This window comes from Desulfovibrio sp. Huiquan2017 (assembly GCF_017351175.1).
Classification (GTDB): Bacteria; Desulfobacterota; Desulfovibrionia; order Desulfovibrionales; family Desulfovibrionaceae; genus Pseudodesulfovibrio.
In genome coordinates, this window is the sequence record NZ_JAFMPN010000001.1 from 13,263 (window position 1) to 39,116 (window position 25,854).

General features: G+C 61.2%; 20 protein-coding genes and 1 tRNA gene. 12 read left to right on the plus strand and 9 right to left on the minus strand.

The genetic code is table 11. The annotated features are described in order from the left end of the window. Positions 1-63 precede the first annotated feature (63 nt). Genes J0909_RS00065 through lysS form a run of 9 tightly spaced genes read right to left on the minus strand, consistent with a single transcriptional unit; the run spans position 64 to position 9,904 of the window. Positions 64-903: an LpxI family protein gene (locus tag J0909_RS00065; protein ID WP_207259564.1), complete on the minus strand. Its 840-nt coding sequence runs from the start codon at positions 901-903 to the stop codon at positions 64-66. Positions 904-914: 11 nt separating this feature from the next. Next, positions 915-1,724: an acyl-ACP--UDP-N-acetylglucosamine O-acyltransferase gene (gene lpxA / locus J0909_RS00070; protein ID WP_207259565.1), complete on the minus strand. Its 810-nt coding sequence runs from the start codon at positions 1,722-1,724 to the stop codon at positions 915-917. After that, the gene (fabZ, locus tag J0909_RS00075) at positions 1,724-2,182 is read right to left on the minus strand and encodes a 3-hydroxyacyl-ACP dehydratase FabZ (RefSeq protein ID WP_207259566.1); all 459 of its coding nucleotides are present in this window, start codon (positions 2,180-2,182) and stop codon (positions 1,724-1,726) included. The genes lpxA and fabZ overlap by 1 nt, the downstream gene beginning before the upstream one ends. Next, positions 2,175-3,215 carry a UDP-3-O-(3-hydroxymyristoyl)glucosamine N-acyltransferase gene (lpxD, locus tag J0909_RS00080; RefSeq protein ID WP_207259567.1) on the minus strand — a complete coding sequence of 347 codons (1,041 nt, stop codon included), beginning with the start codon at positions 3,213-3,215 and terminating at the stop codon, positions 2,175-2,177. Before lpxD ends, fabZ begins: the two co-directional genes overlap by 8 nt. 4 nt (positions 3,216-3,219) lie before the next feature. Beyond that, on the minus strand, positions 3,220-3,735 hold the full coding sequence (locus J0909_RS00085; RefSeq protein WP_207259568.1) for an OmpH/Skp family outer membrane protein: 516 nt from the start codon (positions 3,733-3,735) through the stop codon (positions 3,220-3,222). Between the two features lie 36 nt (positions 3,736-3,771). Next, positions 3,772-6,495 carry an outer membrane protein assembly factor BamA gene (gene bamA / locus J0909_RS00090; RefSeq protein ID WP_207259569.1) on the minus strand — a complete coding sequence of 908 codons (2,724 nt, stop codon included), beginning with the start codon at positions 6,493-6,495 and terminating at the stop codon, positions 3,772-3,774. Further along, positions 6,485-7,168, minus strand: coding sequence for an ABC transporter ATP-binding protein (locus J0909_RS00095; RefSeq protein WP_207259570.1), 684 nt, complete (start codon positions 7,166-7,168; stop codon positions 6,485-6,487). The genes bamA and J0909_RS00095 overlap by 11 nt, the downstream gene beginning before the upstream one ends. Next, on the minus strand, positions 7,161-8,390 hold the full coding sequence (locus J0909_RS00100; protein WP_207259571.1) for a lipoprotein-releasing ABC transporter permease subunit: 1,230 nt from the start codon (positions 8,388-8,390) through the stop codon (positions 7,161-7,163). Before J0909_RS00100 ends, J0909_RS00095 begins: the two co-directional genes overlap by 8 nt. A gap of 5 nt (positions 8,391-8,395) precedes the next feature. Continuing rightward, a complete protein-coding gene (gene lysS / locus J0909_RS00105; protein ID WP_207259881.1) occupies positions 8,396-9,904 on the minus strand; it encodes a lysine--tRNA ligase in 1,509 nt (502 codons plus the stop codon). 278 nt (positions 9,905-10,182) lie between these two features. Here lysS and J0909_RS00110 point away from each other — a divergent pair. From J0909_RS00110 to J0909_RS00165, 12 genes are all read left to right on the plus strand, one after another. Next, positions 10,183-10,258 (plus strand) — tRNA-Asn (locus J0909_RS00110). 224 nt (positions 10,259-10,482) lie between these two features. Further along, positions 10,483-12,555, plus strand: a complete 2,073-nt coding sequence (locus J0909_RS00115) for a bacteriohemerythrin (protein WP_207259572.1) — start codon at positions 10,483-10,485, stop codon at positions 12,553-12,555. 354 nt (positions 12,556-12,909) lie between these two features. Beyond that, positions 12,910-13,956, plus strand: coding sequence for a hypothetical protein (locus J0909_RS00120; RefSeq protein ID WP_207259573.1), 1,047 nt, complete (start codon positions 12,910-12,912; stop codon positions 13,954-13,956). Between the two features lie 77 nt (positions 13,957-14,033). Next, positions 14,034-15,416: an MBL fold metallo-hydrolase gene (locus J0909_RS00125; RefSeq protein WP_207259574.1), complete on the plus strand. Its 1,383-nt coding sequence runs from the start codon at positions 14,034-14,036 to the stop codon at positions 15,414-15,416. 382 nt (positions 15,417-15,798) lie between these two features. Next, positions 15,799-19,305 (plus strand): pyruvate:ferredoxin (flavodoxin) oxidoreductase, encoded by a 3,507-nt coding sequence (gene nifJ, locus J0909_RS00130; protein WP_207259575.1) that lies wholly within the window; start codon positions 15,799-15,801, stop codon positions 19,303-19,305. Between the two features lie 261 nt (positions 19,306-19,566). Further along, positions 19,567-19,869: an MTH1187 family thiamine-binding protein gene (locus tag J0909_RS00135; protein ID WP_207259576.1), complete on the plus strand. Its 303-nt coding sequence runs from the start codon at positions 19,567-19,569 to the stop codon at positions 19,867-19,869. Then, a complete protein-coding gene (gene thiM / locus J0909_RS00140) occupies positions 19,866-20,681 on the plus strand; it encodes a hydroxyethylthiazole kinase (RefSeq protein ID WP_207259577.1) in 816 nt (271 codons plus the stop codon). The genes J0909_RS00135 and thiM overlap by 4 nt, the downstream gene beginning before the upstream one ends. Then, positions 20,678-21,316, plus strand: a complete 639-nt coding sequence (gene thiE / locus J0909_RS00145; protein ID WP_207259578.1) for a thiamine phosphate synthase — start codon at positions 20,678-20,680, stop codon at positions 21,314-21,316. The genes thiM and thiE overlap by 4 nt, the downstream gene beginning before the upstream one ends. 219 nt (positions 21,317-21,535) lie before the next feature. Continuing rightward, entirely contained in the window at positions 21,536-22,234 is a 699-nt protein-coding gene (locus J0909_RS00150) for a response regulator (RefSeq protein ID WP_207259579.1), read from the plus strand. Then, the gene (locus J0909_RS00155) at positions 22,231-23,619 is read left to right on the plus strand and encodes a HAMP domain-containing sensor histidine kinase (RefSeq protein WP_207259580.1); all 1,389 of its coding nucleotides are present in this window, start codon (positions 22,231-22,233) and stop codon (positions 23,617-23,619) included. The genes J0909_RS00150 and J0909_RS00155 overlap by 4 nt, the downstream gene beginning before the upstream one ends. A gap of 273 nt (positions 23,620-23,892) precedes the next feature. Beyond that, on the plus strand, positions 23,893-25,494 hold the full coding sequence (locus J0909_RS00160; protein ID WP_207259581.1) for an OpgD/OpgG family glucan biosynthesis protein: 1,602 nt from the start codon (positions 23,893-23,895) through the stop codon (positions 25,492-25,494). Further along, a complete protein-coding gene (locus tag J0909_RS00165; RefSeq protein WP_207259582.1) occupies positions 25,478-25,852 on the plus strand; it encodes a hypothetical protein in 375 nt (124 codons plus the stop codon). Before J0909_RS00160 ends, J0909_RS00165 begins: the two co-directional genes overlap by 17 nt. Positions 25,853-25,854: the final 2 nt, after the last annotated feature.

Here is a 25,854-nt window from a genome sequence, read left to right on the forward strand (position 1 = left end):
TCAAAGAGTAATCGCACAACGTCCCGCCATTGGCAAGACGTCGAAGGAATCGTCGAAAAGATGTCAGGAGGATTCGGGGAAGGAATCCGGGGTCAGACCGACCAAGGCGATGCCTGCCTTGTCGGCGAATTCGATGGCCGCTTCGCGATCGAAGAACAGGCTCTTGCCCGCCTCCACGCCAAGACAGGTGGCCTTGCCCTCGGCCATGAGCTTGACGGTATCCAGACCGAGGCTCGGCAGGTCCACTTCCTTTTGCTGGCCGGGCTTGAAGACCTTGACCACCACGCATTCCGGACCGCCATACTGGAAACCGCGGCGCAGGGTCTCGTCCGTGCCTTCCAAGGCTTCCACCGCAGCCACGATGCCTTCGCGGACCACGACGCACTGCCCCACGTCCAGACGGCCGAGTTCCTTGGCGATGCCCCAGGCGAAACGAAGATCGCCCCACTCACGCGCATCCGGTTCGCGCCGGGTCATGACGCCCTCGGGCGAAAGCAGATCCGGCATATATTCATGGGCCGGGACCACGGGCATGCCCTCCTGCTCGAACTCCCGGGCGATGATGCCCAACAGCGCGGAATCGCCTTTGTCCCGGCGTCCGAGAACGAGTTTGATGGCCCGCATGTCCAGATGACGGATATCCATGACCTTGGGTTTTTCGATGGTCCCGGCCATGATGACCCGGTCCACCTTCTCGTCCTTGAAGAAAGAGATGAGTTGGTTGAGCTTGCCAAGCTTCAATTCGCGAAAGACGTCGGCCAGCGGCGCCACATCCATGTTGGTGTGGCCGGTGAATCCAGCCACCACGAGTCGGTGGCCCCTGGCTTTGACGCCGCGGGCCACCAACTCGGGAAACTGCTTGCCTCCGGCAATGAGGCCGATGGTGCTGACGGATTCGGACATATTGCTCCGGCCTAGTGGCCGTTGGCGCAGCGCTGCTTATGATCGGGCACCACGCCGTTCTTGCTTTCGCGGATAAAGCCGATGAGTCGGTCCACCTGCGGAATGCCGGGAAGCTCCTCCTCCACTTGGGCCAAGCTCTGTTCCTTGGTCAGGCCGGAGCGGAAGATGATCTTGTATGCCTTCTTGAGCGCCTTGCAGGTCGCGGAGTCGAAACCGTTGCGCCTGAGACCGATGAGGTTGGGGCCGAAAAGCATGCCCCGAACGCCGTGGGCCAGCATGAACGGCGGCACATCGAGCTTGTAGCCGCTGGCCCCGCCGAGGAAGGAATACTCGCCGATGCGGATGAACTGCTGAACCGCGGACATGCCGGAGATGGTCACGTTGCGGCCGACCTCCACGTGCCCGGCCAGCTGCACGGCGTTCGCCAGGATGACGTGATCGCCGATCTTACAGTCGTGGGCAACGTGCGAATAGGCCATGAACATGCAGCCCGAACCGATGACGGTCTCCTGCACGCCCTGCACCGTGCCGCGATGAATGGTCACGCATTCGCGGATGATGTTGTTGTCGCCGATGCGGGTGAAGGTCTTCTCGCCCTTGAAGGCGGAATGCTGCGGCTCGCCGCCGATAACGGCATGCGGGTGTATGTGATTATTCTTTCCGAGTTCGGTGTTGGCCTGGATGACGCAGTGGGCCTCCAGGAAGGTACCGTCGCCGATCTTGGTGTCGGCCCCCACAACCACGTAAGGGTCGATACGGACATCGGCTCCCAGTTCCGCCGAGGGATGAATGATGGCGCTGGGATGGATCTGACTGGACATTACATGTCCCCCTTGTGGGCGATGGCGGCGGAGAATTCGCCCTGGCAGGTCACTTGGCCGTCCACTTTGGCGACGCCGCGCATCTTCCATATGTTCAATTTTTGTTTCAAGAATTCGACGTTCAGGATGAGTTGGTCACCCGGAACAACGGGCCTACGGAATTTGACCTTGTCCAGGCCGGTGAACAGGAACACCCTGTCTCCCAAGGGTTCATCGAAGGAATTCACGACGAACAGCCCGCCGGTCTGAGCCAGGGCCTCCAGTTGGAGCACGCCGGGCATAACCGGCAGCCCCGGGAAATGTCCCTGGAAAAAATTCTCGTTGATGGTCACGTTTTTCATGGCCGTGAGGTGCCCCCCAGGCTCGAACTCCAGGACGCGGTCCACCAGCAGAAACGGGTACCGGTGGGGGAGCATCTCCATGATCTTGCGTATATCGAGTGGATAGCCGTTATTCATCGCTCCCTCCGGCGGCCGCTTTCAGCGCAGCCAATTCTTTTTCCATTTTCTTCACGCGCTTGAACAGCTCGGGCAATTGGGGCGTGCAGACGCCCACGGCCTTGAGGTAGGTCTTGGCAGGCATGGCCGGACTGCCTGCGATCCTGCTGCCGGGCTCGACGTCGCCGAGGACGCCGCTCTGAGCGGCCACCATGGCCCCGTCGCCGATCTTCACGTTGTCGGGCACGCCGGTCTGCCCCGCCAGAACCACGCCGTTGCCGATCCGGGAGGACCCGCCTATGCCGGTCTGGCCGATGATCAGGCAGTGTTCGCCGATCTCCACATTGTGGCCGATCTGAACCAGGTTATCGATCTTGGTCCCCCGGCGGATGCGGGTGGTGTCCAGGGCGGCCCGGTCAATAGCCGTGTTGGAGCCGACCTCCACGTCGTTTTCGATGACCACGGTGCCGATCTGCGGAATCTTCATATGTCCGACAGGAGTTTGGGCATAGCCGTAACCATCGCCGCCGAGCACTGCTCCGGGCTGGAGGATGACATTGTCGCCGAGAGTCAGCCCGCCCATGACCACACAATTCGGGTAGAGGATGCAACCGCTTCCGATCACGCTCCCTTCGCCCACGTAGGCTCCGGCGAAGATCACGGTGTCCGGACCAACGGTCGCGCCCTCGCCCACGAAGGCGAAGGGATACACCGTGGCGGATTCAGCCACGTCGGCATCCGGATGGACGAAGGCAAGTTCATGCACGCCGGTCAGGCAACCCTGAGGACGGGCAAAGACATTCACCACACGGGCCAAGTCCATATAGACGTTCTCGCTTATGAGCGCGCACGGGACTTTGGCGGCATAAGAGCCGGATGTGAGAACACATCCGGCCTTGGTGATTTCCAATTGCGACAGATACTTGGGATTAACCAGGAACGACAGGTCGCCATCCCCGGCCCTCTCCAGGGTATTGACCCCGGATATCTCCCTATCCGCGCCGGTAAATGCAAGCCCGAGCCTTTCGGCCAGGGCGGACAGCTTGATGTTCATTCAACTACTTTCCGGCCTTTTTGAGATTGTCGAGTTCCTTGATAAGCTGGGGGGTAATGTCCACGCCGTCGGCGATGTAGGCCAGGCCCGGAGTCTGTTTGTCGAAGGCGAGGGTATAGCCGTGCGCGGAGCAGTAAGTCATGACGACTTTCTCAAGCTTCTTGAGGACGGGCTTGCCCAACTCGTTCTGCTCGGCCTGGATGGCCTTCTGGTAGACGGAAAAATCTTCGTTCCAGTCGCGGCCGCGACGGCGAAGCTCAGTCACCTTGTCCTGCAGAACCTTGCCCTCGAAGGCATTGCTATCGATCTGCATTTTCAACTTCTCAAGGTCTTCGCGCTCTTTCTTCAGCTGATTGCCGCGTGCGGTGAATTTGGCGTCGAGCTTTGCCCGCACATCTTTGCCAAAAGCGGACTCCTGCACGACTTCCTTGGTGCTGAAAACCGCGATCTTGGTCTCGGCAAAGGCCGCGGACTGGAGCAGGAAGACGAAACAAATGGCAAACAGACAGACTTTCTTCATTGTATGACTCCTTAACTGATTGAAGGCTGTGTCAGGTTAAAATTGCTGGCCCATGATCAACTCGATGGTGTGCTGCTTCGAGTCGGACAGGTCATCCAAAGCGTAAGCGTAAATCAAGCCCACGGGACCGATGGGAGAATACCAGTTAACGCCCGCGCCGACGCTCTTGTACAGGCCCATTGAGGGCTCGCCTACATCGCCGCGCTCCACGGACTCGAACCAATCCTCGTCCTCCTTCCAGGAGTTACCGGCGTCGAAGAAGCCCAGCGCGGTGATGCCGAGTTCCTTGCTGATGGGACGCTTGAGCTCAAGGTTGGTGTAGAAGGCCTTGTTGCCGCCGACGTCCGCGTCGGACTTGGGACCTTCCGTAGGCGTAATCAAGTAGTTGGAATAGCCGCGAACTGTGTATTGGCCGCCAAGTTCGAAACGTTGCGCAGTGGGGATTTCGTCGCCACCCCAGTTCTTGTGCAGATAGCCGCCCCAGAACTTGGAATGGAAGACAATCTGCTCAAGCACCGGGTGCCACCACTCGAAACTTCCGATATATTTGACAAAATCATCAGTACCGCCCACAGGACCGCCACCGAAGACAATCGCCAGAGAGGTCTTGGTACCCGAGGACGTATCGCGGTAGTTGTCGCGTGTATCGCGAACAGCCTGTCCGCTCACGGTCGAAGCCAAATGTGAACCGGCGTCGGCCTTGACCTTCCGGGAGGCGTCGTGATCCACGTCGGTGATGTCGTAGGATTCGAGGCCGTATCCCCACTTGAGTCGCGTATATTCGCCGATGGGATAGAAGAAGTTCAGGTCGCTTCCCACTCTATTGATGGAGTATTGGGAGTAGTCGGTATCGCGTTTGTAGGCCTGAACTCCGAAACCAAGATCCGTATCGTTGATGTGCGGATTGGTGAAATGCAGCACATACTTGTTGTTGGACCCGCCGATCTGGCCGGTAAAGCCCACGTCGTAGCCCCGTCCGAAGAGGTTCTTTTCGGAAATTTCACCGCCGAAGAAGACGCCGTCATAAGTGGAGAAGCCCACGCCGCCGCTGATCTTGCCGGTGGCCTTGTCCTTGACTTTGACCACCAGGTCCATCTCCTCGGGGTTGCCCGTGGGCACGGGGGCGATGTCCACCTTCTCAAAGAAATCAAGGTTGGTCAGCCTTTGGCTGGAGCGTTTGAGCTTGCTGCCGCTGAACTGATCACCGTCGGCCAGACGCATCTCGCGCAGTATGACGTTGTCCCGGGTGACCGTATTGCCCTCGATGAGCACTCGGCGGATGTGCACCCGTTGATGCTTGCTGATATTGTAGATGACGTTGACGATTTTGGTCTCGGGGTTGTCATCAAGTTTCACGCCCACGTCGGCGTAGGCGTAACCATAATTATTGTAATAATTGGTCAGGGCCGAGACGTCTTTCTGGAGGATGAGCCGATCGAAATATTCATCTTCATCCTTGAGCTGATCGATCTGGGTCACCTGCATGAGCTTGGACGGATCGTCGATGAGATCGCCGGTGAAGGAGGTGCTGCCCATCTTGTACCGGTCGCCCTCCCAAACTTTATAGATGACGTCGATGCCGTCGTCCTTGATATCCACCTCGGGCTGGCCAACCTTGGCGGTCAAAAAGCCCTTGGACTGATAGTAGGCCATGATGGCGGAGGCGTCGCGGTCGAGGAGTTCCTCCTTGAGCACGCCGGAATTGTCGATCCAGGAGAGCCAGCCGCGTTCCTTGAGAGCCAGGACCTTTTTGATGTCGTCGGGGTCGAGTTGCTCGGCACCGTCGATGATGACGTGTTCGATATATAATTGCGGGCCTTCGTCGATGACAAAGGTCAGCCTGGCGATGCCGGAGCCGGCGTCATCGATCTCCTGGGTGACGTTGGCCTTGTAATAACCGTCCTTGCGGTACATTTCTCGGATGACGCGGATGTCGTCGGCCAGGACTTTGGGGTTGATGACGCTGCCCTTTTTGGTGGATACCGCCTCAAGGATGTCGTCGGAATCGATTTCCTTGGCTCCGCGGACGCCTATGGCCTGAATGCGCGGCTTCTCCTTGACCACGAAAACGACCTTCTTGCCCTCATCTCCATCCTCGACCCGGACGCGAACGTCATCGAAGTAACCGAGGTCATAAACATTCTTCAGTGCAGTATTGATGGACTTGGCGGTAATCGTATCGCCTTTCTGCATGGTCATGCGCATGAGGACCACGTCCTTGTCCAGGACCTTGGTCCCCTCCACGTCGACCTCGGATACGATGTCCAGGCGCAGGAGATCCATGCGCATATGATCCACCAGGGCGTCCACTGCGGGCAGCAGATTGATCAGCCCCTTCTTGGTCACGGAAATTTTCTTGCCCGAATCGCTGGTATAGGCGTCGATCAGCCGGGCGTCGATGGTCAAATTTTCCCCGATCTGATTCAGGGCGCCGTAGACGCCGAATTGGGCCCCGGCCAGCAAAGCGATCTCGCGCGCCTTGTCCGGATCAAACTGGGTGTATCCCTTGTCGTGAACCATGCGGGCCACTTCCTCGGGAGCGATGACCTTGAACCCGGCTTCCTTCAGCCGGTCGGCCAACAGTTCGGGCAGGCTGTCCTTGAGATAGCTCAAGTCATCCCCCGCGTTGACTGCGAAGGGAAGCACCGCGACGGAGACATCCTGATTGAGTTTTTCGGCGGCATGACCCGTAGCGGCGGCCAGCAGGACAAAGGTTGCGATCACTCCCATCGCCAGGCCGCGAACGAGATTACTGAGCATAAAGTTCTCCTGAACGCAGTTCGAAGCGCCGATGCATCATCGCTGCGAGTTCCGGATTATGTGTGACGACGATAAAGGTCATACCCAATTCATTATTCAGAGAAGCCAGCAAATTCCCGATCCTGGCGCCGTTTTCCTCATCAAGATTGCCCGTGGGCTCGTCGGCAAGCAACACCTTGGGACGGAGGAGAATCGCCCGGGCGATGGCCGCCCGCTGTCTCTCGCCGCCCGACAATGTCGTTACCTTGTGTTCGAGCCTGTGCGCAAGTCCTACCATGTCGAGCGCCTCCCGCGCCATGCGCAGACCTTCGCTGCGCCCCTTCCCTGCAATGAAGGCGGGCATCGCCACGTTCTCCAGCGTGGAGAACTCAGGCAGGAGGTGATGGAACTGGAACACGAAACCGATGTCCCTGTTCCGCAGCACCGCCCGATCCCTGTCTCCCAGGGTACCGAGATCGACACCATTCAAAAAAATCTTGCCGCTAGTCACGGTATCCAGCGTGCCGAGCATGTGCAGCAATGTGGTCTTTCCGGATCCGGACGCCCCTAGAATGGCCAGGGATTCACCCCGTCGAATCTCCAGATCGACCCCACGAAGCACGCGGACCACTTCGGACGGCCCGTCGAACTCCTTACTGACGTCAATCAGTTGGTATATCGACTCCCTACTCATAACGCAAGGCCTCCGACGGGCTCAAACCCGCCGCCCGGCGCGCCGGGTAAATGGTGGCCACGAAACAGAGCAGAAAAGCGGCGGCCCCGATGGTGAACAGGTCAAGCGCCTCCAGGCGCACGGGCAGGTAGTCGACGGGGTAAACGTTGCTCGGCAACTTGATGAACTGATACTCCTTGAGAAGCAGGCTCAACGGCACGCCGAGGAGGAAGCCGAAGAGCGTCCCGGCCAGGCCGATGAACGTCCCCTGGAGCATGAAAATGTTGCGGATGCTGCGTTTGTCCGCGCCCAGCGACATGAGGACGGCGATGTCCTTGGTCTTCTGGATGACCAGCATAACCAAGGTGGTGACGATGGAAAAGGACCCCACCAGGACGATCATGGCCAGGATGATGAACATGGCCGTTTTTTCAAGCTCCAGCGCGGCGAAGAGATTGGCGTTCATTTCCTGCCAGTTGCGTACGTAGACCGTAAAGGACGAGACCTTGTCGCGCAGATCGTTTGAAATCTGTTTGACATTATACACGTCGTTCACGCTGATCTCCAGGCCGGAAACCACGTCGCCCTTGAAGCCGAGCAGCTGACGGGCCGCCGGGATGCTGACGTAGCCCATGGAGGAATCGTATTCGAACATGCCGGTACGAAAAATGCCGGCCACGGCGAAGCGGCGAACCTTGGGAGCGAAACCGGCCGAACTGGTCCGCCCCGAGGGCGAGAGCAGATTGACCAGGGATCCCTCGGTCAGGCCGAGACGCTTGGCCAGCTCCGAGCCGATGATGATCCCGGGGAAGTCCCCGTTGTCGTTGAGGCGGTTGACGCTGCCGCTGACCATGTCTTTGGACAGGGACAGGACCGAAGACGAGGTGGAGGGGTCGATGCCGCGCAGGACCACGCCCTTGACCCCGGTACGGGTGGACAGCATGACCTCGGAATAGACAAAGGGCGTCACACCCGTGACGCCCGGAACTTTTTTCGCCTCGTCGGCCAGTTCCTCGTAATCGCTGATGCCGCCGCGCAGCGAGGTGATCAGGATATGCGCGTTGACCCCGAGGATTTTGTCCCGCAGGTCGGTGGAAAAACCGTTCATAACCCCGATGACCACGATGAGCGCCCCCACGCCGATGGCCACCCCGCAAACCGCAAACAACGATATGACGGAAATGAACGACTGCTTGCGCAGGGCGAACAGATATCTCAGTGCGACGAAACTCTCAAACCGCATAACCCCTACCCGACCTCAGGCCTGAGCAGCGGGAAGAGGATGACCTCGCGGATGGAAGCGGAGTCCGTGAGCAGCATCACCAGGCGGTCGATGCCGATGCCCTGCCCGGCAGCCGGGGGCATGCCGTATTCCAGGGCGCGGACATAGTCCTCATCCATGAAGTGGGCCTCTTCGTCGCCAGCCTCCTTTTCCTGAACCTGGACCTCGAAACGACCGCGCTGGTCAACGGGATCGTTCAGTTCGGAAAAGGCGTTGGCCAACTCGCGGCCGGTCATGAACAATTCGAAGCGGTCGGTTATGTCGGGATTGTCCTCGTTTCGGCGGGACAACGGCGAAATATCGGTCGGGTAATGATAGATGAAGTGAGGCTGGACCAGCCGGGGTTCCACCAGCAGGTCGAAGAGCTTGGCCTGGAGCTTGCCGAGCTTCTCGCCCTTGATAATCTTCTCGCCTTTTTCCTTCACCAGGGCCGCGCACTTGTCGTAATCCGTGTAGACCTCGGGGGAAACGCCGCCGATCTTCTCCAGGGATTCGTGAAACGGCAGACGCGTCCAGGCACCCGGGGACAGGTCGATCATCTCGCCCTGGTACGGGACCACGGTGTCCCCGGTAACCTTCTTGGCCACGCGGGAGAAAATCTCCTCGGTCAGGTCCATGAGGTCCATGAAGTCCGCATATGCCCAGTAAAATTCGAGCATGGTGAACTCGGGATTGTGCTGGGTGTCCATGCCTTCGTTGCGGAAATTACGGTTGATCTCGTAGACCCGTTCAAAGCCACCCACCAAAAGGCGCTTCAAGTAGAGCTCGGGCGCGATGCGCATGTACAGCTTCATGTCCATGGCGTTGTGATGGGTCTCGAAGGGCTTGGCCGTGGCCCCGCCGGGGATGGCCTGCATCATGGGCGTCTCCACTTCCATGAAGCCCTTTTCATCGAGAATCGTCCGCAATTCCCGGATGATGGCCGTTCTGGCCTGGAAAATCTCCTTGGTCCGGGGAGTGACGATAAGGTCCACATAGCGCTGGCGGTAGCGCGTCTCCACGTCCTTGAGCCCATGGTATTTCTCGGGCAGAGGGCGCATGGACTTGGTCACCAGCTGAAAATGCCGGGTCTTGACGGTCAGTTCGCCGGTCTTGGTTCGGAACAGGGAGCCGGTCACGCCGACGATGTCGCCGATGTCGGTCTTCTTGAACAACTGATATTCATCGGGGCCGAGTTCGTCGCGGGCGGCGTAGACCTGGATGTTCCCGCTGCGGTCCTGCATGTGGAAGAAGGTGACCTTGCCGAAAGAACGGTAGGAAACCACCCGTCCGGCGATAGTGAACTGAACGTCCGTATTCTCGAAATCCTCGCCGTCCATATCTCCGCACTGATCCCAGATGGCCTGTATTTCGGAATCACGCCGAAAGTCGTTGGGGTACAGGGGGATATCGTTATCCATGAGAAGACACGCTTTTTCCACGCGCGTCTTGATGACGGAGTTGAGTTCGTCCTTGGCCTGAAGGGCCTCCAACATGTGGGTGAACCGGGCCGCGTTCGGCGACTTGGTTGCCAGCTTAATTTTCTTTTCTTTTTTAGTATCTTGTGCCAAAATTTTTTTCCCTGTTTCCCACTAAATCTAGAAAAATTCGAAAGACGTTGATTCCGTAAGCCATATAACGGATGCCGTCAAGAAAATGGGAGCCTTAGCCCCCGGTAAAAGCGTATTCGCATTTTCCTGAAAAAGTCTACTTTTTTTGCTTGACCCTCCGAAACGATTTGTTTAAACACTCTCTCGCTTCGACGAAAAAATGTTCCCCAGTAGCTCAATTGGCAGAGCGGGTGACTGTTAATCACTAGGTTCGCGGTTCAAGTCCGTGCTGGGGAGCCAAAGAGAACAAGGCCCTTACGAGAAATCGTAAGGGCTTTTTCTTGTCCCGTTCCCGGCCCCCACGCCCCCTATTCTTCGCGACGCAGTAGACACTTCTTCGCAGCCCCGCGCCGCCAACAAGTTATAATCACATAGGCGATATTTTTCTGGTATCATTCTATCTTGACATTATAACCATATGCATTTTCAAAACTTTTCATGACGATGCATAACGGGAGGAAAGAATGAGCCTGAGAGTGAAGCTGTATTCGGCCATAGGACTGCTGCTGGCCGTGGGGCTGGCCATGTTCGTGGCCACCGTGATCATTACCTCGGCACAGGAGCACGATGGGCTGGTCGTCAATCTGGCGGGCCGCCAACGCATGCTCAGCCAGAAAATGGCCAAGGAGGCCCTGCTTTACCTTGAGGAACGTCAGGCCGGACGGGATGGAGCCGAACTCGGCGGGCAGGTCCGAGCCACTTCGCGCCTGTTCCGTCAGACCCTGGCCGCCCTGACCGACTCGGGACCGGCCCCGATAACAGCCGACCCAGACGGCGAAACGCGGGATCTGCCCGCCCCGTCGGACGCGGTCCGAGAACAATTGCTCAAGGTCCAGCAGCTCTGGACACGCTACAGCTCCGCCCTGGACGACATCCTGGAGCGCCAAGTCCTGAATGACGACTTCAACAAGAAGAGCCTGGCCGTGCTGGTCAACATGAACCAGGCCGTGGCCATGATGCAGGGCGAGTCCGAGAGCCGGGTGGACGGTCTGCTCGCCTCGCAGGTCGTCGGCATAGCCATTATGATCCTGACCACCCTGATCAGTTTCCTGGCCATCCAGCGCAAGCTGATCCGACCACTGCACGACTTCAGTTCGACCATGGACAACATCTGCCGGGGCGACCTGACCCAGGTTTGCTTCAGTCCGCAAAACGATGAAATCGGCCTGGTCGCGCGCACGTTGAGTTCCATGGAGGATAAGCTCAAGGGCGTGGTCAGCCACGCCAAGGACTCCACCGTGACCATGGCCGACCGCAGCTCGAGCCTGAACGACATGGCCTCCACCCTGGCCCAGAACGCCACGCGGCAGGCCGGTTCCGTCAGCGAAATAGCCTCCCTGATGGAGGGCATGAACGCCAATATCTCCACCACGGCCGCCAACTCCCGGGAAACCTATCAATTGGCCACCAAGGCGGCCGAGGACGCCCGCCGAAGCGGCCGATCCGTGGGCGTGGCCCTGGAGGCCATCACAACCATCGCGGGAAAGATTACGGTCATTGAGGAAATTGCCCGGCAGACCAACCTCCTGGCCCTGAACGCGGCCATCGAGGCAGCCCGGGCCGGCGACCACGGCAAGGGGTTCGCCGTGGTCGCCTCCGAAGTCCGCAAGCTGGCCGAGCGCAGCGGCGGCGCGGCCAAGGAAATCGGCGAGCTGTCGGCCAGCACCCTGGACATCTCCAACGAGGCCGGAAAACTGCTGGAGTTGCTCGTGCCAGACATTGAGAAAACTTCGGCCATGATTGAGGAGATCAACACGTCCAGTTCTGAGCAGCAGCGCGACACCGAGATGATCGGCCGGTCCGTCCATGACCTGGACCGAGGCATCGGCGAAACCGCCCGCATGGCCCGCGAGTTGTCCGACACTACCGCGGAACTGTCCAGCGAGGCGTCCGGCCTGCGCCAGGAACTGCTCTTTTTTAAGACCGACGACGACGGCCAATGCTCCCCTCCGGCCCGGATGGCAAACCCGGCGTCGATTCCACCGCTGACCGCGCAACCGATCCGCCCCGCGCCAAAACCGGCCGCGCTCCGGCCGTCCGGCCCACCGCGATCCGCGCCAAAACCCGTTGCAGCCCAACCGGCCGCAACACGGAGCGACCAGCCCGAGGGAGTTGAGGAAGCCAAACCGCTCATCGTCTGGGATGACACCATCGCCACGGGCATCGACCTTATCGACGATCAGCACATGGAACTGGTCAAGATGGTCAATCGGCTGAACAGCGCCATGCAACAGGGTAAGGGCAAAGCCGCAGTCGGCAAAATATTGGACGAATTGCGCCACTATACCACCTTCCATTTCAGCCAGGAGGAGGCCCTGTTCGACAAGTACGGCTATGCCGAAACAGAGGAGCACAAAAAATCCCACCAGAAACTGCTTGCCCAGGCCGTGGCCTTCAGCGAGGACTTCGAATCGGGCCGGTCGGCCATGAGCCGCGACCTCTTCCACTTCCTCAAAGATTGGTTGGTAGGGCATATTCAGGGCGTTGACCGGCGCTATGTCGCCTTTCTCAAGGAGGCCCTCGAACGGGACGCCTGACCCATCGCCTGCCACGGGTCCCGGACCGACGACGGTCCGGGACCGACGACCGTTCCACGCCCGCCGAACTCTGCCTACACCATGCTCATGGAAAACAATATCATAATTTCAGCTGGTTATGTGAAAAATCAGCCCGTATCCCGGCCGCATCCCGACACGCCAAACCTTGAGCGGCCGAAAGGCTGAACGCGGGGATCCGCCTGTGCACCCAAACGAAGCATTGCCCAAAGCGGGCGCGCGGGGTAGCCTTGAACCCGACGGGGCGGCCGGACCGCCCCGAGGCCGCCGAAGCGGACGACGAGTACGCCTGGGACCACGAAAAGCAACCACTACCCCCTGCCGGGAGGCAAGGTCATGAAACAAAACCGGACCGCCCTCATATTGATCAGTTGCGCCGTGCTGCTTGCCGTCGGCGCCTTTCTCATCCTAAACCGGAGCCGGGATGAATCCTCCGCCGTCCGGCAGGAGGTCGCCCAACCCGCCGCCGAGCCCGCCAAGGCCCCGGACTGGGTGGACAAGGGCCAAGAGGCCAAGCCCGACTACTCGGCCGCCACGGCCGAGCCCGAGACCACCACCCCGGTTCCGGCCGCCGAATCCGAGCAGCCCAAGGAACCAAAGACCATCGAAGTGACCGAGGACAAGGTTGTCACATTCACCTTCGTGGAATCCCTGGCGGACTTCCTGCTTCAGCGTTTTCAGCCGCGCGGTCCCAACGGCAAGCCCGATACCCTGGCCACGGCCGTGGCCCTGAACCGCTACTACGGCCGCGAACTGGACGGCTTCGCCGTCTCCGGAAACGACATCCGAGCCTCGCGCAAGGCGGTCTACGACTACGTCTTCAATCCGGCCATGATCAAAACCCTGTATGAACTCTACGCCCCGGCCTTCATGGTCCACTTGGTGGACACCGCGGCCAACACCGAACGCGAATACACGGTCGGCAACGCCACCGAAACCCGGCCCCTGACCACCGAGGAAATCAAGGTCATGCTCCGGCTCAACGCCGGGCGCATCGAGCGCACCGCAGAAGTGCTCCACGCCTTTGCCGACGACCCGGCCATCCTCGAAATGGCGGGCAAATACCGCCGCGCGGCCAAGGCCGTGGAGCGGGCCAACGGCCAGTTGCAGACCGCCATGGCCGACGGCAAGGACACGGGAGCGGCAGGCGACCGCCTCAAGCAGGCCATCCTGTTCCGCGAACGGACCCGGGGCGAGATCGTCACGCAGCTCCGGCGGGTCTGCCAGGCCTGCCCGGAATCCGAGCTCTTCCACCTCTCCCAGTGGGGATACCGGCGCACCCTCGACCAGCCCGAGGAAAAGACTAAGACCTTCGGCGCGGCTGCCGACGTCCTGGATGACTTGGCCGCGCGCTTCCGCACCAAGGCCGAAGAACTCAAATAGGTGCTCATATGTTGCATTGACCCCCCTTTGTGCTTATCCTTGCGATAGCAAGAAGAGAATTCACCAAGGAGCTCTCAATGTACTTCAAACAGATCACCACCCCCGGACTCGGTTGCTTTTCCTACGTCATCGGCTGCCCCGCCGCCGGTGAAATGGTCGTCGTGGATCCCAAGCGGGACGTACAGGACTACCTGGACATCTCCCGCGAGGAAGGCATGAAAATCGTCCATGTCATCGACACCCACGTGCACGCGGACCACGTGTCTGGCGCGCAGGAGATCAAATCCCAGACCGGCTGCGACGTCATGGTCTACGAGACCTCGCCGGTGAGCTACGACTTCACCCCGCTCAAGGAAGGCCAGCAACTGGTCGTGGGCAACGCCAAGCTCGAAGTCCTGCATACCCCCGGGCATACCCCGGATTCCCTGTCCCTGCTGGTCACGGATACCACGCGGGGCGACGAGCCGTGGATGCTGCTGACCGGCGACGTGCTCTTCGTGGGCGACATCGGACGGCCCGACCTGGTGGGCGGCGCCAAGCTCGACGAACAGGTCCACAACTTGTGGGATTCCCTGTACGTGAAGTTCGCCAAGTTCCCCGACAGCCTGGAGGTCTTCCCGGCCCACGGCGCGGGTTCCCTGTGCGGGCGCGGCATGTCCTCGAAGCCAAGCTCCACATTGGGCTTCGAACGCCGCCATAACCCCATGCTCGGCTTCGGCGATTTCGAGGCGTTCCGCCGGGCCATGAGCCAGAACTTCCCGGCCCGGCCCAAGTCCTTCACCCACATCATCTCCACCAATGCCTCGGGAGCGCCCCTGCTGGAACGCTGCCCGCTCGACCTGGCCATGAACCCCTATAAGTTCGAGGAGAAGATGCAGGACGGCGCCGTGGTCATCGACGTGCGCGACGCTGCCGCCTTCGCCGGGTACCATATCCCCGGTTCCCTGAACATCGGCTTCGAGCCCAGCTTGGCCAATTGGGTGGGCATGACCGTGGAGCCCGATGCCGACATCCTCCTGGTGGTCGATACCCGCGACGACTACGAGCGCATGCGCATAGAGCTGCACCGCATCGGCTACGACCGCATCTACGGCTACCTGTCCGGCGGCATCCAGGCCTGGGTCTACTCCGGCCGCCCGGTGGATTCCCTGGCCATAGACTCGGCCCAGGTCCTCCAAAACATCCAGGCGGAAGGCAAGCCCCTCAGCCTGATCGACGTGCGCACCCCCGCCGAATGGGCGGGCGGGCACATTCCCGGGGCCAGGCACATCCCGCTCATCGACATCCTGGACGGCAAATTCGACCTCGACGAAAACGCCCACCACCTGCTCTACTGCGCGGCGGGCTATCGCGCGAACATTGCCGCGTCCTATCTGCAAAAGCACGGCTATTGGGACGTCCGCAGCCTGGCGGGCGGCTACCTCGCCTGGAGCCGCGCCGGCTTCCATACCGAAAAATAAAGCCCAAAAAACGTCGGGCGGTCCCGGAACTCCGGGGCCGCCTTTTTTCTGTCCGCCATCCCCTCCAGGCGGCAAGGGCTATCCAACCGCAAAAACACCCGATCCAGCGTCACTCCGACGGCCAGGGCAATGCGTCGAATTATATCATCAAACCGGTTTTCCGCGCCCTTGCCGCGCGATAAATCCGGTAAATGGCCCCGATTCGTCGGGGAACGGAAGGCAAAGGACTTGACCCCGGCTGCATAAATCGCGAGAAAACTAAGACGGAATGTGTATGAACACGCAAGATCCGGTCCGCACGGACCGCACGACTCCCGACCGTCGGGAGCCGCCATATGTCCAAAGTCAGTTACAGGTCCAATCAAAACACTTGGAGAAGCACATGCCCAAGAAGACCATGAAAACTATGGACGGCAACACCGCCGCCGCGCATGTGGCCTACGCCATGAGCGAGACGGCCGCCATCTACCCCATCACCCCCTCCACGCCCATGGGCGAGATCGCCGACGAATGGGCCGCGCATGGACGAAAAAACATTTTCGGCCAGACCGTACAGATCCGCCAGATGCAGTCCGAAGCGGGCGCGGCGGGCGCGGTGCACGGTTCCCTGGCCGGAGGCGCATTGACCACCACTTTCACCGCCTCCCAGGGGCTGCTGCTGATGATCCCGAACATGTACAAGATCTCCGGCGAACTGCTGCCCGGCGTCTTCCACGTGTCCGCTCGCGCCGTGGCGGCCCACGCCCTGTCCATCTTCGGCGACCACCAGGACGTCATGGCTACCCGCCAGACCGGCTTCGCCATGCTCTTTTCCAATTCCGTCCAAGAGGTCATGGATCTCTCCCTGGTGGCGCACCTCGCCGCCGTGGAGGCCTCCGTCCCGTTCATGTCCGTGTTCGACGGCTTCCGCACCTCCCACGAAATCCAGAAAATCGCGGTCATCGACTACGAAGACATGAAGCCCCTGATCAACATGGACAAGGTGGCCGAATTCCGCAAGCGGGCCATGAACCCCGAACACCCGAACATTCGCGGCACCGCCCAGAACCCGGACATCTACTTCCAGGGCCGCGAGGCGACCAACACCTATTATGAGGCCATCCCGGACATCGTCACCGAGGCCATGAAAAAGGTCGGCAAGATCACCGGCCGCCGCTACAAGCTCTTCGACTACGTGGGACACCCCAAGGCCGACCGCATCATCATCGCCATGGGCTCGGCCTGCGAGACCATCGAGGAAACCGTCAACTACCTCAATGCCAACGGCAAGAAGGTCGGCCTGATCAAGGTTCGCTTGTACCGGCCCTTCTCGGTCAAGCACCTGCTCGCCGCCATCCCCAAGACCGTGAAGAAAATCGCGGTGCTCGACCGCACCAAGGAGCCCGGCTCCCTGGGTGACCCCCTGTACCTCGACATCTGCGCCGCCTACGTGGGCAAGCGCAACGCCCCGGTCATCGTGGGCGGCCGCTACGGCCTCGGCTCCAAGGATTTCACTCCGGCCCAGGCCGAATCGGTCTTCAACTCCCTGGCCCGGCCCAAAAACGGATTCACCGTGGGCATCACCGACGACGTCACCCACACCTCGCTATTCGACTGCGACTGCGTGGATACCGCTCCCGAGGGCACGGTCCAGTGCAAGTTCTGGGGCCTCGGTTCCGACGGCACGGTGGGCGCCAACAAGCAGGCCATCAAGATCATCGGCGACAACACCAACCTCTACGCCCAGGGCTATTTCGCCTACGACTCCAAAAAATCGGGCGGCATCACCATCTCCCACCTGCGCTTCGGCAAAAAGCCCATCCAGTCCACCTACCTGGTCCAGAACGCGGACTATGTGGCCTGCCACAACCCGAGCTACGTGAACCTCTATGACGTGCTCGAAGGCATCAGGGACGGCGGCACCTTCGTGCTGAACTGTCCCTGGACCGCCGAGGAGATGGACAAGAAACTGCCCGCGGCCATGCGGCGCACCATCGCGCAGAAAAACCTCAAGTTCTACACTGTGGACGCGGTCAAGATCGCCGGCGGGGTCGGCCTGGGCGGACGCATCAACATGGTCATGCAGACCGCCTTCTTCAAGCTGGCCGACGTCATCCCGTTCAAGAAGGCCGTGGATCTGCTCAAGGAAGGCATCGACAAGGCCTACGGCAAAAAGGGCCAAAAGATCGTAGACATGAACTGCGCCGCCGTGGATGCGGCCACCGACGCCATCGTCGAGATTCCGGTGCCCAAGGCCTGGAAAACCCTCAAGGACGACAAGCCGGTCAACCGCCGCGAGCCCGATTACGTCAAGAACGTCGTGCGCCCGGTTCTGGCCCAAAAAGGCGATTACCTGCCCGTCTCGGCCTTCTCCCACGACGGGACCATGCCTTCCGCCACCTCCAAATACGAAAAACGCGGCGTGGCCATCCTAGTGCCCGAATGGATCAAGGAAAATTGCATCCAGTGCAACCAGTGCGCCTTCGTCTGCCCGCACTCCGCCCTACGCGCCGTACTGGCCACCGACGACGAGATGAAAAACGCCCCGGCCACCTACGAAACCATCGACGCCGTGGGCAAGGACGTCAAGGGCATGCACTTCCGCCTCCAGGTCAACACCCTGGATTGCCTGGGCTGCGGCAACTGCGCCGACATCTGCCCGGCCAAGGAAAAGGCGCTGGTCATGAAGCCCATCGCCACCCAGACCGAGGTTCAGGTGCCCAACTTCGACTTCGCGGACACCGTCGCCTACAAGGACGTCTTTGCCCGCGACACGGTCAAGGGCTCCCAGTTCCGCAAGTCCCTCATGGAATTCTCCGGGGCCTGCGCGGGCTGCGGCGAAACCCCCTACGTCAAGGTCATCACCCAGCTCTTCGGTGAACGCATGGTCATCGCCAACGCCACCGGCTGCTCGTCCATCTGGGGCGCTTCCGCGCCGACCGCACCCTACTGCGTCAATCCCGACGGCCACGGTCCGGCCTGGGGCAACTCCCTGTTCGAGGACGCGGCCGAATTCGGCTACGGCATCGAGATGGCTACCGACCAGCGCCGCGCCCACCTGGCCCGGCTTTGCACGGAGGCCGCCGAGACCGAGACCGGCGAGCTCAAGGCCAAGCTGGACAAGTGGGTCAACGTCATGGGCGATCCCGAGGAATCCCGGCTGGCTGGTGAAGATCTGAAGGCCGCCCTCAAGGGAACGCGCAAGAAGGCGCTCAAGGAAATCCTGGACATGTCCGACCTGTTCACCAAGCAGTCCATCTGGGTGTTCGGCGGTGACGGCTGGGCCTACGACATCGGTTACGGCGGGCTGGACCACGTCCTCGCCTCGGGCAAGGACATCAACGTCCTGGTCCTGGACACCGAGGTCTACTCCAACACCGGAGGACAATCCTCCAAGGCCACCCCGCTCGGCTCCATAGCCAAGTTCGCGGCGGCCGGAAAGACCACCAACAAGAAGGACCTCGGCCGCATGGCCATGACCTACGGCTACGTCTACGTGGCCTCCGTGTCCATGGGCGCCAACAAGCAACAGTTCCTCAAGGCGGTCAAGGAGGCCGAGGCCTACCCCGGCCCGTCCCTGATTATCGCCTACGCCCCGTGCATCAACCAAGGCATCAAGAAGGGCATGGGCAAGACCCAGTTGGAACAGAAGCTGGCCGTGGACTCCGGCTACTGGCCGCTCTACCGCTACAACCCGCAATTGGCCGACGAAGGCAAGAACCCGTTCATCCTGGAGTCCAAGGCCCCCGACGGGTCTCTCCAGGAGTTCCTGTCGGGCGAAAACCGCTACGCCATGCTTGAACGGTTCTACCCCGAGTTCTCCAAGGAGTACCGGACCGAGATCGAGACCAATTACAACAAGCGCTACGAAACCCTCAAGCACATGGCCGGTGAAGGCTGCAAGGAATAGCCGACCCGCGATCACGCACCATCAAGGCCGGGGCAAATGCCCCGGCCTTTTTTGGCCCCCGGCCCATACGCTCCCCATCCCGCCTGCATTTTTCAGCGCTGGAGGGGGGGACGAACGAACGCGGGGAGACGGTTCCCGGGATGGCAAAACTCGGATTTACCGAGCGCCGGGCATTGACGTTGAAAGGGAATGGATCAATCCTGAACGCGTCGGCCGTCCGAAAATGGCCATGGATGAACGCATCAACAAGGAAAAAGTATCATGAGTTGTGTAGCCACCTTCAGCATATTCCCGCTGGAACGGCCCGATCAGGGGTCATTCGCCCCATATGTGGCGCGGACCATCGAGATCGTCCGGGAATCCGGACTGCCCTACGAACTCGGTGCCATGGGCACCGTTCTCGAAGGCGATCTCGATCGAATCATGGAAACCATCAAGCACTGTCACGACGACATGCGCAAGGAATGTGGCCGAGTCTACCTGAGCCTGACCGTGGATTCCCGCTCCGGCGAATCCGGACGCATGCACGGCAAGGTGGACAGCGTCGGGGAGCTGCTGAAATGAGTGCCCCCGAAGAACTTATCAAGGCCATATGGAAGGACGTCTGCGAAGTCCGCAGGCAGACGCCGCTCATCGTCAACATCACCAACTACGTGGTCACGAACAATACGGCCAATTCCCTGCTTGCCCTGGGCGCGTCCCCGGCCATGAACCATGTGGCCGAAGACCTGCCCGGTCTGGTGGACCTGGCCGGAGCCCTGGTGGTCAACATCGGCACCCTGGCCGACGACTACGTGGAGGGCATGCACGTGGCCATGGCCCAGGCCAACGACATGGGCATGCCCGTGATCCTCGATCCGGTGGCCGCCGGGGTGAACGCCCTTCGGACAGACACCTGTTTGGAATTTTTGGAGAAGTATCATCCCGACATAGTTCGGGGCAATGCCTCGGAAATCATGGCCCTGGCCGGCGAGGACGGTCGGCCCAAGGGAGTGGATACCTCCATGGAAGTGAACGAGGCCCGGGGCGCGGCCAGAGAACTGAACAGGCGCTACGGCTGCGTGGTCCTGGTCAGCGGTGAAACCGACCTGGTGGTCGGCGCGGACCGTGAAACGCGTCTGGCCGGCGGTTCGGCCATGATGCCGCGCGTGACCGGACTGGGCTGCACCTGCACCGCGCTGGCAGGTGCGTTCGCCGCCGTCCAACGCGACTTCTTCCAGGCCGCCGTGGACACCGCCGCAGCCATGGACATTGCGGGCGAAATGGCCGCCGAACACTCGCCGGGACCCGGCAGCCTCCAGATGCACCTCCAGGATGCCCTCTACCTCCTGGACGAGGAAGCCATACGGAACCGCCTCAAGGTGGTGGCGTCATGAGAACCGAAGACCTGCTCGTCTATCTCGTCACGGACCGCAGCCTCTGCCTGGGACGCCCCCTCGAAGAGGTAGTGGCCCAAGCCGCCGAGGGCGGCTGCACCATGGTCCAGTTGCGCGAAAAGACGGCCGACACCGGGGAATTCGTCGAGTTGGCCCGCGCCCTGCACAAACTGCTCAAGCCGTTGTCCATCCCCCTGCTCATCAACGACCGCGTGGACGTGGCCCTGGCCGCCGGGGTCGAGGGCGTGCATGTGGGCCAATCGGACATGCGTCCCGAGGATGTTCGCCGGATCCTCGGTCCGAACGCCATTCTCGGCCTGTCCGTGGACACCGAAGCCGAACTCCTGGATGCCCAGAACCGGCCCGTGGATTACCTCGGCATCGGCCCGGCCTACCCCACCCAGACCAAGAAGGATGTCAAGGGTTCGCCGTGGGGACCGGAAGGGCTCAGGCGCGCGGTCCGGCAATCCGCCATCCCGCTGGTGGCTATCGGCGGCGTGCAGCGCGACAACGTCCGGGCCGTGGCAGGTTCGGGCGTGGCGGGCATCGCCGTGGTTTCGGCCATCTGTTCCGCGTCTTCGCCCGCTGAAGCCGCGCGCGAACTGGCCTACGCCATGAAGGAAGGCGCGCGGTAAACCCGCCGCTCTCCATACCCCGGTTACCGGGGCGTATGCGCGGCCTCCCTCGGGAGGCCGCGTCGTTTTTCTTCCGACCGCCTCCGACGCGCTCCACAGGGCCTTCGCGACTCCTATGCGGCGGAAGAGAATCCGGAAGGATGATAAAAGTTGTTAAACAATGTAAAAGGGTGCGCCCGGACCTTTTCATCCCGCACGACATGCGGGTAAGGGAGATTCATGAAGAGCAACGGCCCGATCCTGATTATCGACGACGACCGCAAGCTGCGCGACCTCGTGGTCGAGTACCTGGAGGAATACAATTTCGCCACGGCCACCCTGCCCTCGGGCATGAAGGCGGTGGAGACCATCCGCTCGCTCGCCCCGAGCGTCATCGTCCTGGATGTGATGATGCCGGGCAGGAACGGGCTCGATGTCCTGCGCGACATCCGCGTCGAGTTCGCCACGCCGGTGATCATGCTCACGGCCAAGGGAGAGGATACCGACCGCATCGTCGGGCTCGAACTCGGGGCCGACGATTACATGGCCAAACCGTTCAACCCGCGCGAATTGCTGGCCCGGATCAAGGCCGTGCTCCGCCGGGTGAATACCGGCGCGGAACGCAAAACGGACACGCCGGTCATCCACGCGGGCGGGCTTGCCCTGACCCTCTCCCGCCAGGTCCTGACCATCGACCGGGACGAAATCGAGCTGGCGCCCACGGAGTTTCGGCTGCTCAAGGCGCTCATGGCCCACGCCGACCGCACCCTGACCCGGGACGAACTCATGGACATGGTCTGGGACAAGGACTTCGCGGCCTACGACCGGTCCATCGACGTGCATATTTCCAAACTCCGCTCCCAGCTCAGGCCGTACCCGGCCCACGCCAAGCGGATCAGGACCGTCTGGGGCACGGGCTACATGTTTGTGGGTGAATGATGAAAGTCAGCCGGTTGTATCTCAAAATACTTCTCGCCTTCGTCCTGGTCCTGGCGGTGACCATAGTCGGCATCGGCGGACTGCTCAAGATGGGGCACATGCGTCCGCCCCTCAACCGTCATGCCCTCAACCGCAACGGGGCCCTCAAGCGGATCATCGGGCTGGAGATCGACGGAGCGGCCGAGCTCGACCCGGAACTCCGCAACCGCCTGAACCGCATCCTGACCATCTATGCCAACGCCTTTGACGGCGAGGCGTGGATCGCCAACGAACGCGGCGAGATCGTGGCCCAATCCTACCGCACCCCGCCTCTGGACGGCGGGGAAGAACTGGATCTCAAGCTGGTCACGGACCAGGGCGACCACGTCTACTTCGTGAGCAAGGGCGATCAAGGGTCCATCTATTCCTACGGCCCCCTGAAAACGCCGATGGGCCCCTTGTCCGTGCACCTGCTCAACAAGTGGATCACCCGCAACGAGGAAATCTGGTTCATGGAGGGGCTCGCCCTCATGGCCACGGTGGCCGCCCTGCTGCTCATCCCGGTGTCGCGGCGCATTACACGGCCCATGATCCAAATGACCCGGTCCGCACAGCGGTTGGCCCGGGGAGACTTTTCTCCGCGCGTGGACGAAAACCGCAAGGACGAGATGGGCACCCTGGCCCGGACCTTCAACCACATGGCCAGCAGCCTGGAAAAAATGGTCCGAGGCGGACGCGAACTGACTGCCAACCTCTCCCATGAACTGCGGTCCCCCCTGGCGCGCATCCGCGTCTCCCAGCAGATCGTCCTCGAACGGCTGGAAGCGGGCCGCACGGACGGTGTGGTCAAGCACGTCCGTCGCATGGAGGCGGAGATCGACCACATGGACTCGCTCATCGACCAGATCATGAAGCTGTCCAAGCTCGACCTCCAGGAACCCCCGCCGCGCGCGGACATGGTCAACATGAACGAAATGCTCGAAGAAGCCGCCGAACGGGTTGGCCCGCTCACGGGCGGGCGGTCCATCCGGCTCCAACCGCATCTCGCGCCCGTACCCTTCTTCCGTTGCCGCAGGCAGGATCTGCGCATCGTCCTGGACAATGTCCTGTCCAACGCGGTCAAGTACAGCCAGGACAACGGCCGTGTGGACATCCATTGCGAGGCCGAGCGCAAAAATGACCAGGAGGCCGTCGTCATCCGGATTTCCAACGGCTACCCCGATCTGACCGGCGAGGAACTGGAGGCGGTGTTCGCGCCGTTCCGACGGCTGGGCTACGACAACGTCGAGGGCCATGGCCTGGGCCTGGCCTTCGCCCGCAAGATCGTCGAGGACCACGGCGGGACCATCCACGCGGAAAGCGTAAACGGAACCTTCCGCGTGACCATCAAACTGCCCCTCGACTGAGCCCTTCCCCCGCCCCGCCCGCGGGCCGTCCGCCGCCTCCGGCGCGCGCAATAGTTGAAAAAAGCCTATCCTTCCATCCGCCCTCACCGGGCCCACTTGGTGCGCGATTGGTCGCGCGACATGGCAACGCATTGAATATTAAGCATAAAATGAGCTTGTGCAAAAAGCCGTTTCAAAATTGATAATCCCTTGGGCATCGCGTACTGTGCTGTTTCTTGCGGCCACGGACCTGGTCCTGCCCCGGAAACAACCAACAAGCGAAAACCCGTACCCATGCCACAACGCAAACAATTGTCCGGCCACGCCATCAGGCGCATATACCTCCTGCTTCCGGCCCTGCTTCTGCTCGCCCAACTCCTGCCAAAAACCGTATCGGCGGAACCGGCCCCGACCGGGAAGGCCGAACCCTTTTCCCGCCAACTGGTGGTGGACAAGGCTCGGCAATTGAGCCAGGCCCCCTTCAATCCGGCCCAAGGGGAGGTGCCCCAATCTCTGCTCGCCCTCAGCTACAGCGCCTGGCGCGACATCCGCTATCGCCCTGAAAAGGCCCTGTGGAAGAAAGAAAAACTCCCCTTCCAACTGCAATTCTTCCACCCCGGCCTGTTTTACGACCGGCTGGTGACCATTAACATTGTCAGCGGAGGCGAGGTCCGGGGGGTCCCCTTTGAAACCGCCCTGTTCGACTACGGCAACAACCATACCCTGCCGGAGCAGATCCCGGAACGGTTCGGCTTTGCCGGATTCCGCATCCACGGCCCGATCAATACACCCGGACACTTTGACGAAATCGCCGTGTTCCTGGGCGCAAGCTATCTCCGGGCCGTGGCCAAAGGCCAGGCCTACGGACTGTCGGCGCGCGGGCTGGCTGTGGACACCGCCCTGCCCGACGGCGAGGAATTTCCCTATTTCAAGGAATTCTGGATCGAAAAGCCGACCCGCCGGAGCACGAGCCTAACCGTACACGCCCTGCTGGACAGCAAAAGCCTGACCGGGGCCTACACCTTTGTCGTTCGCGGTGGCAAAACCACCACCATGGACGTCACCGCCACTTTGTTTCTGCGCATGCCCGTGACCAAGATCGGCATCGCTCCGCTGACCAGCATGTTCCTGTTCGGCGAAAATACCGACGACCGCAAGGTCCGGGACTTCCGCCCCGAGGTGCACGACTCGGACGGCCTGCTCATCAAGAACAACTCGGGCGAATGGTTCTGGCGTCCCTTGGACAACCCGGAGAACCTCGACATCAACGCCTTTCAGGCGGATAATGTGCGCGGCTTCGGGCTCATCCAGCGGGACCGCGAGTTTGCCCATTACCAGGACCTCGAAGCGAGCTACGAACGCCGTCCGACCCTCTGGGTGGAGCCCGTGGGCGACTGGGGTCGCGGCCATGTGGAGTTAATCAATATCCCCACGGACCGGGACATCCACGACAACATTGTGGCCTTCTGGCGACCCAAGGATGAACTGCCCGTAGGGGTCCCCCAGACGTATGAATACCGGCTGCTGTGGTATAACGGCGGCTTCACCCACCCGCCCCTCGGCTATGTCGGGGCCACCCGGACCGGCGAAACCGAAAACGGCGGCCAGCGATTCATCGTCGATTTTCAAAGCAAAGCCCTGGGGCTGCTGCAACCGCCGGCCGAGGTGAAGGGCGTGGTCACCTGCGGCAAGGGCGCGGTGGTCGTCGAGCAGATTGTGGAGAAAAACCCCCATACCGGCGGCTGGCGCCTCTCTTTCGTGATTCGACCGGACCAGGCCCCCTCAGCCCTGGACAAGGTCCTGCCCAAACGCAGACAGCCCGTAGACCTGCGCGCCTTCCTAAAAATCAACGACACCACCCTGACGGAAACCTGGAACTATGCCTACCGCCCCTAACCAAAGCCCGGCCGACGAAAAAGCGTCACGCGAACGGGCGGCTCGTTGCCTGACGGCCTACGCCGAACAATTGCCCATGGATACCGAGGACCGTCTGGTCCTGGTCCTTGAGACATTGCGCTCCCTGCCCGCCGGGGCCACCCCGGAACAGGCCCTGGACGCGCTCCTCTCCCGGTTGCCCGCCCAGGCTCCCAGGGCGTATCCACCGGACCGGCCGCCCATGTGCCGCAACCACATGCCCGGCCAGTATCTCGGCCGCCCTCGCTCCGGCCTGTCCGGATTTGCAGCCCAATGGGGCTGGCTGGCCATGCTCGGCCTCCTGCTGGCCTTGACGCTCCTGCTGAACTTTTTTCAATGAGA

What these genes read in the sequence shown, in the direction of transcription:
- thiE (WP_207259578.1), top strand. Translation starts at nt 20,678, where the DNA reads ATGAGAACCGAAGACCTGCTCGTCTATCTCGTCACGGACCGCAGCCTC.
- J0909_RS00165 (WP_207259582.1), top strand. Translation starts at nt 25,478, where the DNA reads ATGCCTACCGCCCCTAACCAAAGCCCGGCCGACGAAAAAGCGTCACGC.
- lysS (WP_207259881.1), bottom strand. Translation starts at nt 9,904, where the DNA reads ATGTTGGAGGCCCTTCAGGCCAAGGACGAACTCAACTCCGTCATCAAG.
- J0909_RS00155 (WP_207259580.1), top strand. Translation starts at nt 22,231, where the DNA reads ATGATGAAAGTCAGCCGGTTGTATCTCAAAATACTTCTCGCCTTCGTC.
- thiM (WP_207259577.1), top strand. Translation starts at nt 19,866, where the DNA reads ATGAGTGCCCCCGAAGAACTTATCAAGGCCATATGGAAGGACGTCTGC.
- lpxD (WP_207259567.1), bottom strand. Translation starts at nt 3,215, where the DNA reads ATGAACATCAAGCTGTCCGCCCTGGCCGAAAGGCTCGGGCTTGCATTT.
- nifJ (WP_207259575.1), top strand. Translation starts at nt 15,799, where the DNA reads ATGCCCAAGAAGACCATGAAAACTATGGACGGCAACACCGCCGCCGCG.
- bamA (WP_207259569.1), bottom strand. Translation starts at nt 6,495, where the DNA reads ATGCTCAGTAATCTCGTTCGCGGCCTGGCGATGGGAGTGATCGCAACC.
- J0909_RS00135 (WP_207259576.1), top strand. Translation starts at nt 19,567, where the DNA reads ATGAGTTGTGTAGCCACCTTCAGCATATTCCCGCTGGAACGGCCCGAT.
- J0909_RS00115 (WP_207259572.1), top strand. Translation starts at nt 10,483, where the DNA reads ATGAGCCTGAGAGTGAAGCTGTATTCGGCCATAGGACTGCTGCTGGCC.
- J0909_RS00150 (WP_207259579.1), top strand. Translation starts at nt 21,536, where the DNA reads ATGAAGAGCAACGGCCCGATCCTGATTATCGACGACGACCGCAAGCTG.
- J0909_RS00085 (WP_207259568.1), bottom strand. Translation starts at nt 3,735, where the DNA reads ATGAAGAAAGTCTGTCTGTTTGCCATTTGTTTCGTCTTCCTGCTCCAG.
- fabZ (WP_207259566.1), bottom strand. Translation starts at nt 2,182, where the DNA reads ATGAATAACGGCTATCCACTCGATATACGCAAGATCATGGAGATGCTC.
- J0909_RS00065 (WP_207259564.1), bottom strand. Translation starts at nt 903, where the DNA reads ATGTCCGAATCCGTCAGCACCATCGGCCTCATTGCCGGAGGCAAGCAG.
- J0909_RS00095 (WP_207259570.1), bottom strand. Translation starts at nt 7,168, where the DNA reads ATGAGTAGGGAGTCGATATACCAACTGATTGACGTCAGTAAGGAGTTC.
- J0909_RS00160 (WP_207259581.1), top strand. Translation starts at nt 23,893, where the DNA reads ATGCCACAACGCAAACAATTGTCCGGCCACGCCATCAGGCGCATATAC.
- J0909_RS00125 (WP_207259574.1), top strand. Translation starts at nt 14,034, where the DNA reads ATGTACTTCAAACAGATCACCACCCCCGGACTCGGTTGCTTTTCCTAC.
- lpxA (WP_207259565.1), bottom strand. Translation starts at nt 1,724, where the DNA reads ATGTCCAGTCAGATCCATCCCAGCGCCATCATTCATCCCTCGGCGGAA.
- J0909_RS00120 (WP_207259573.1), top strand. Translation starts at nt 12,910, where the DNA reads ATGAAACAAAACCGGACCGCCCTCATATTGATCAGTTGCGCCGTGCTG.
- J0909_RS00100 (WP_207259571.1), bottom strand. Translation starts at nt 8,390, where the DNA reads ATGCGGTTTGAGAGTTTCGTCGCACTGAGATATCTGTTCGCCCTGCGC.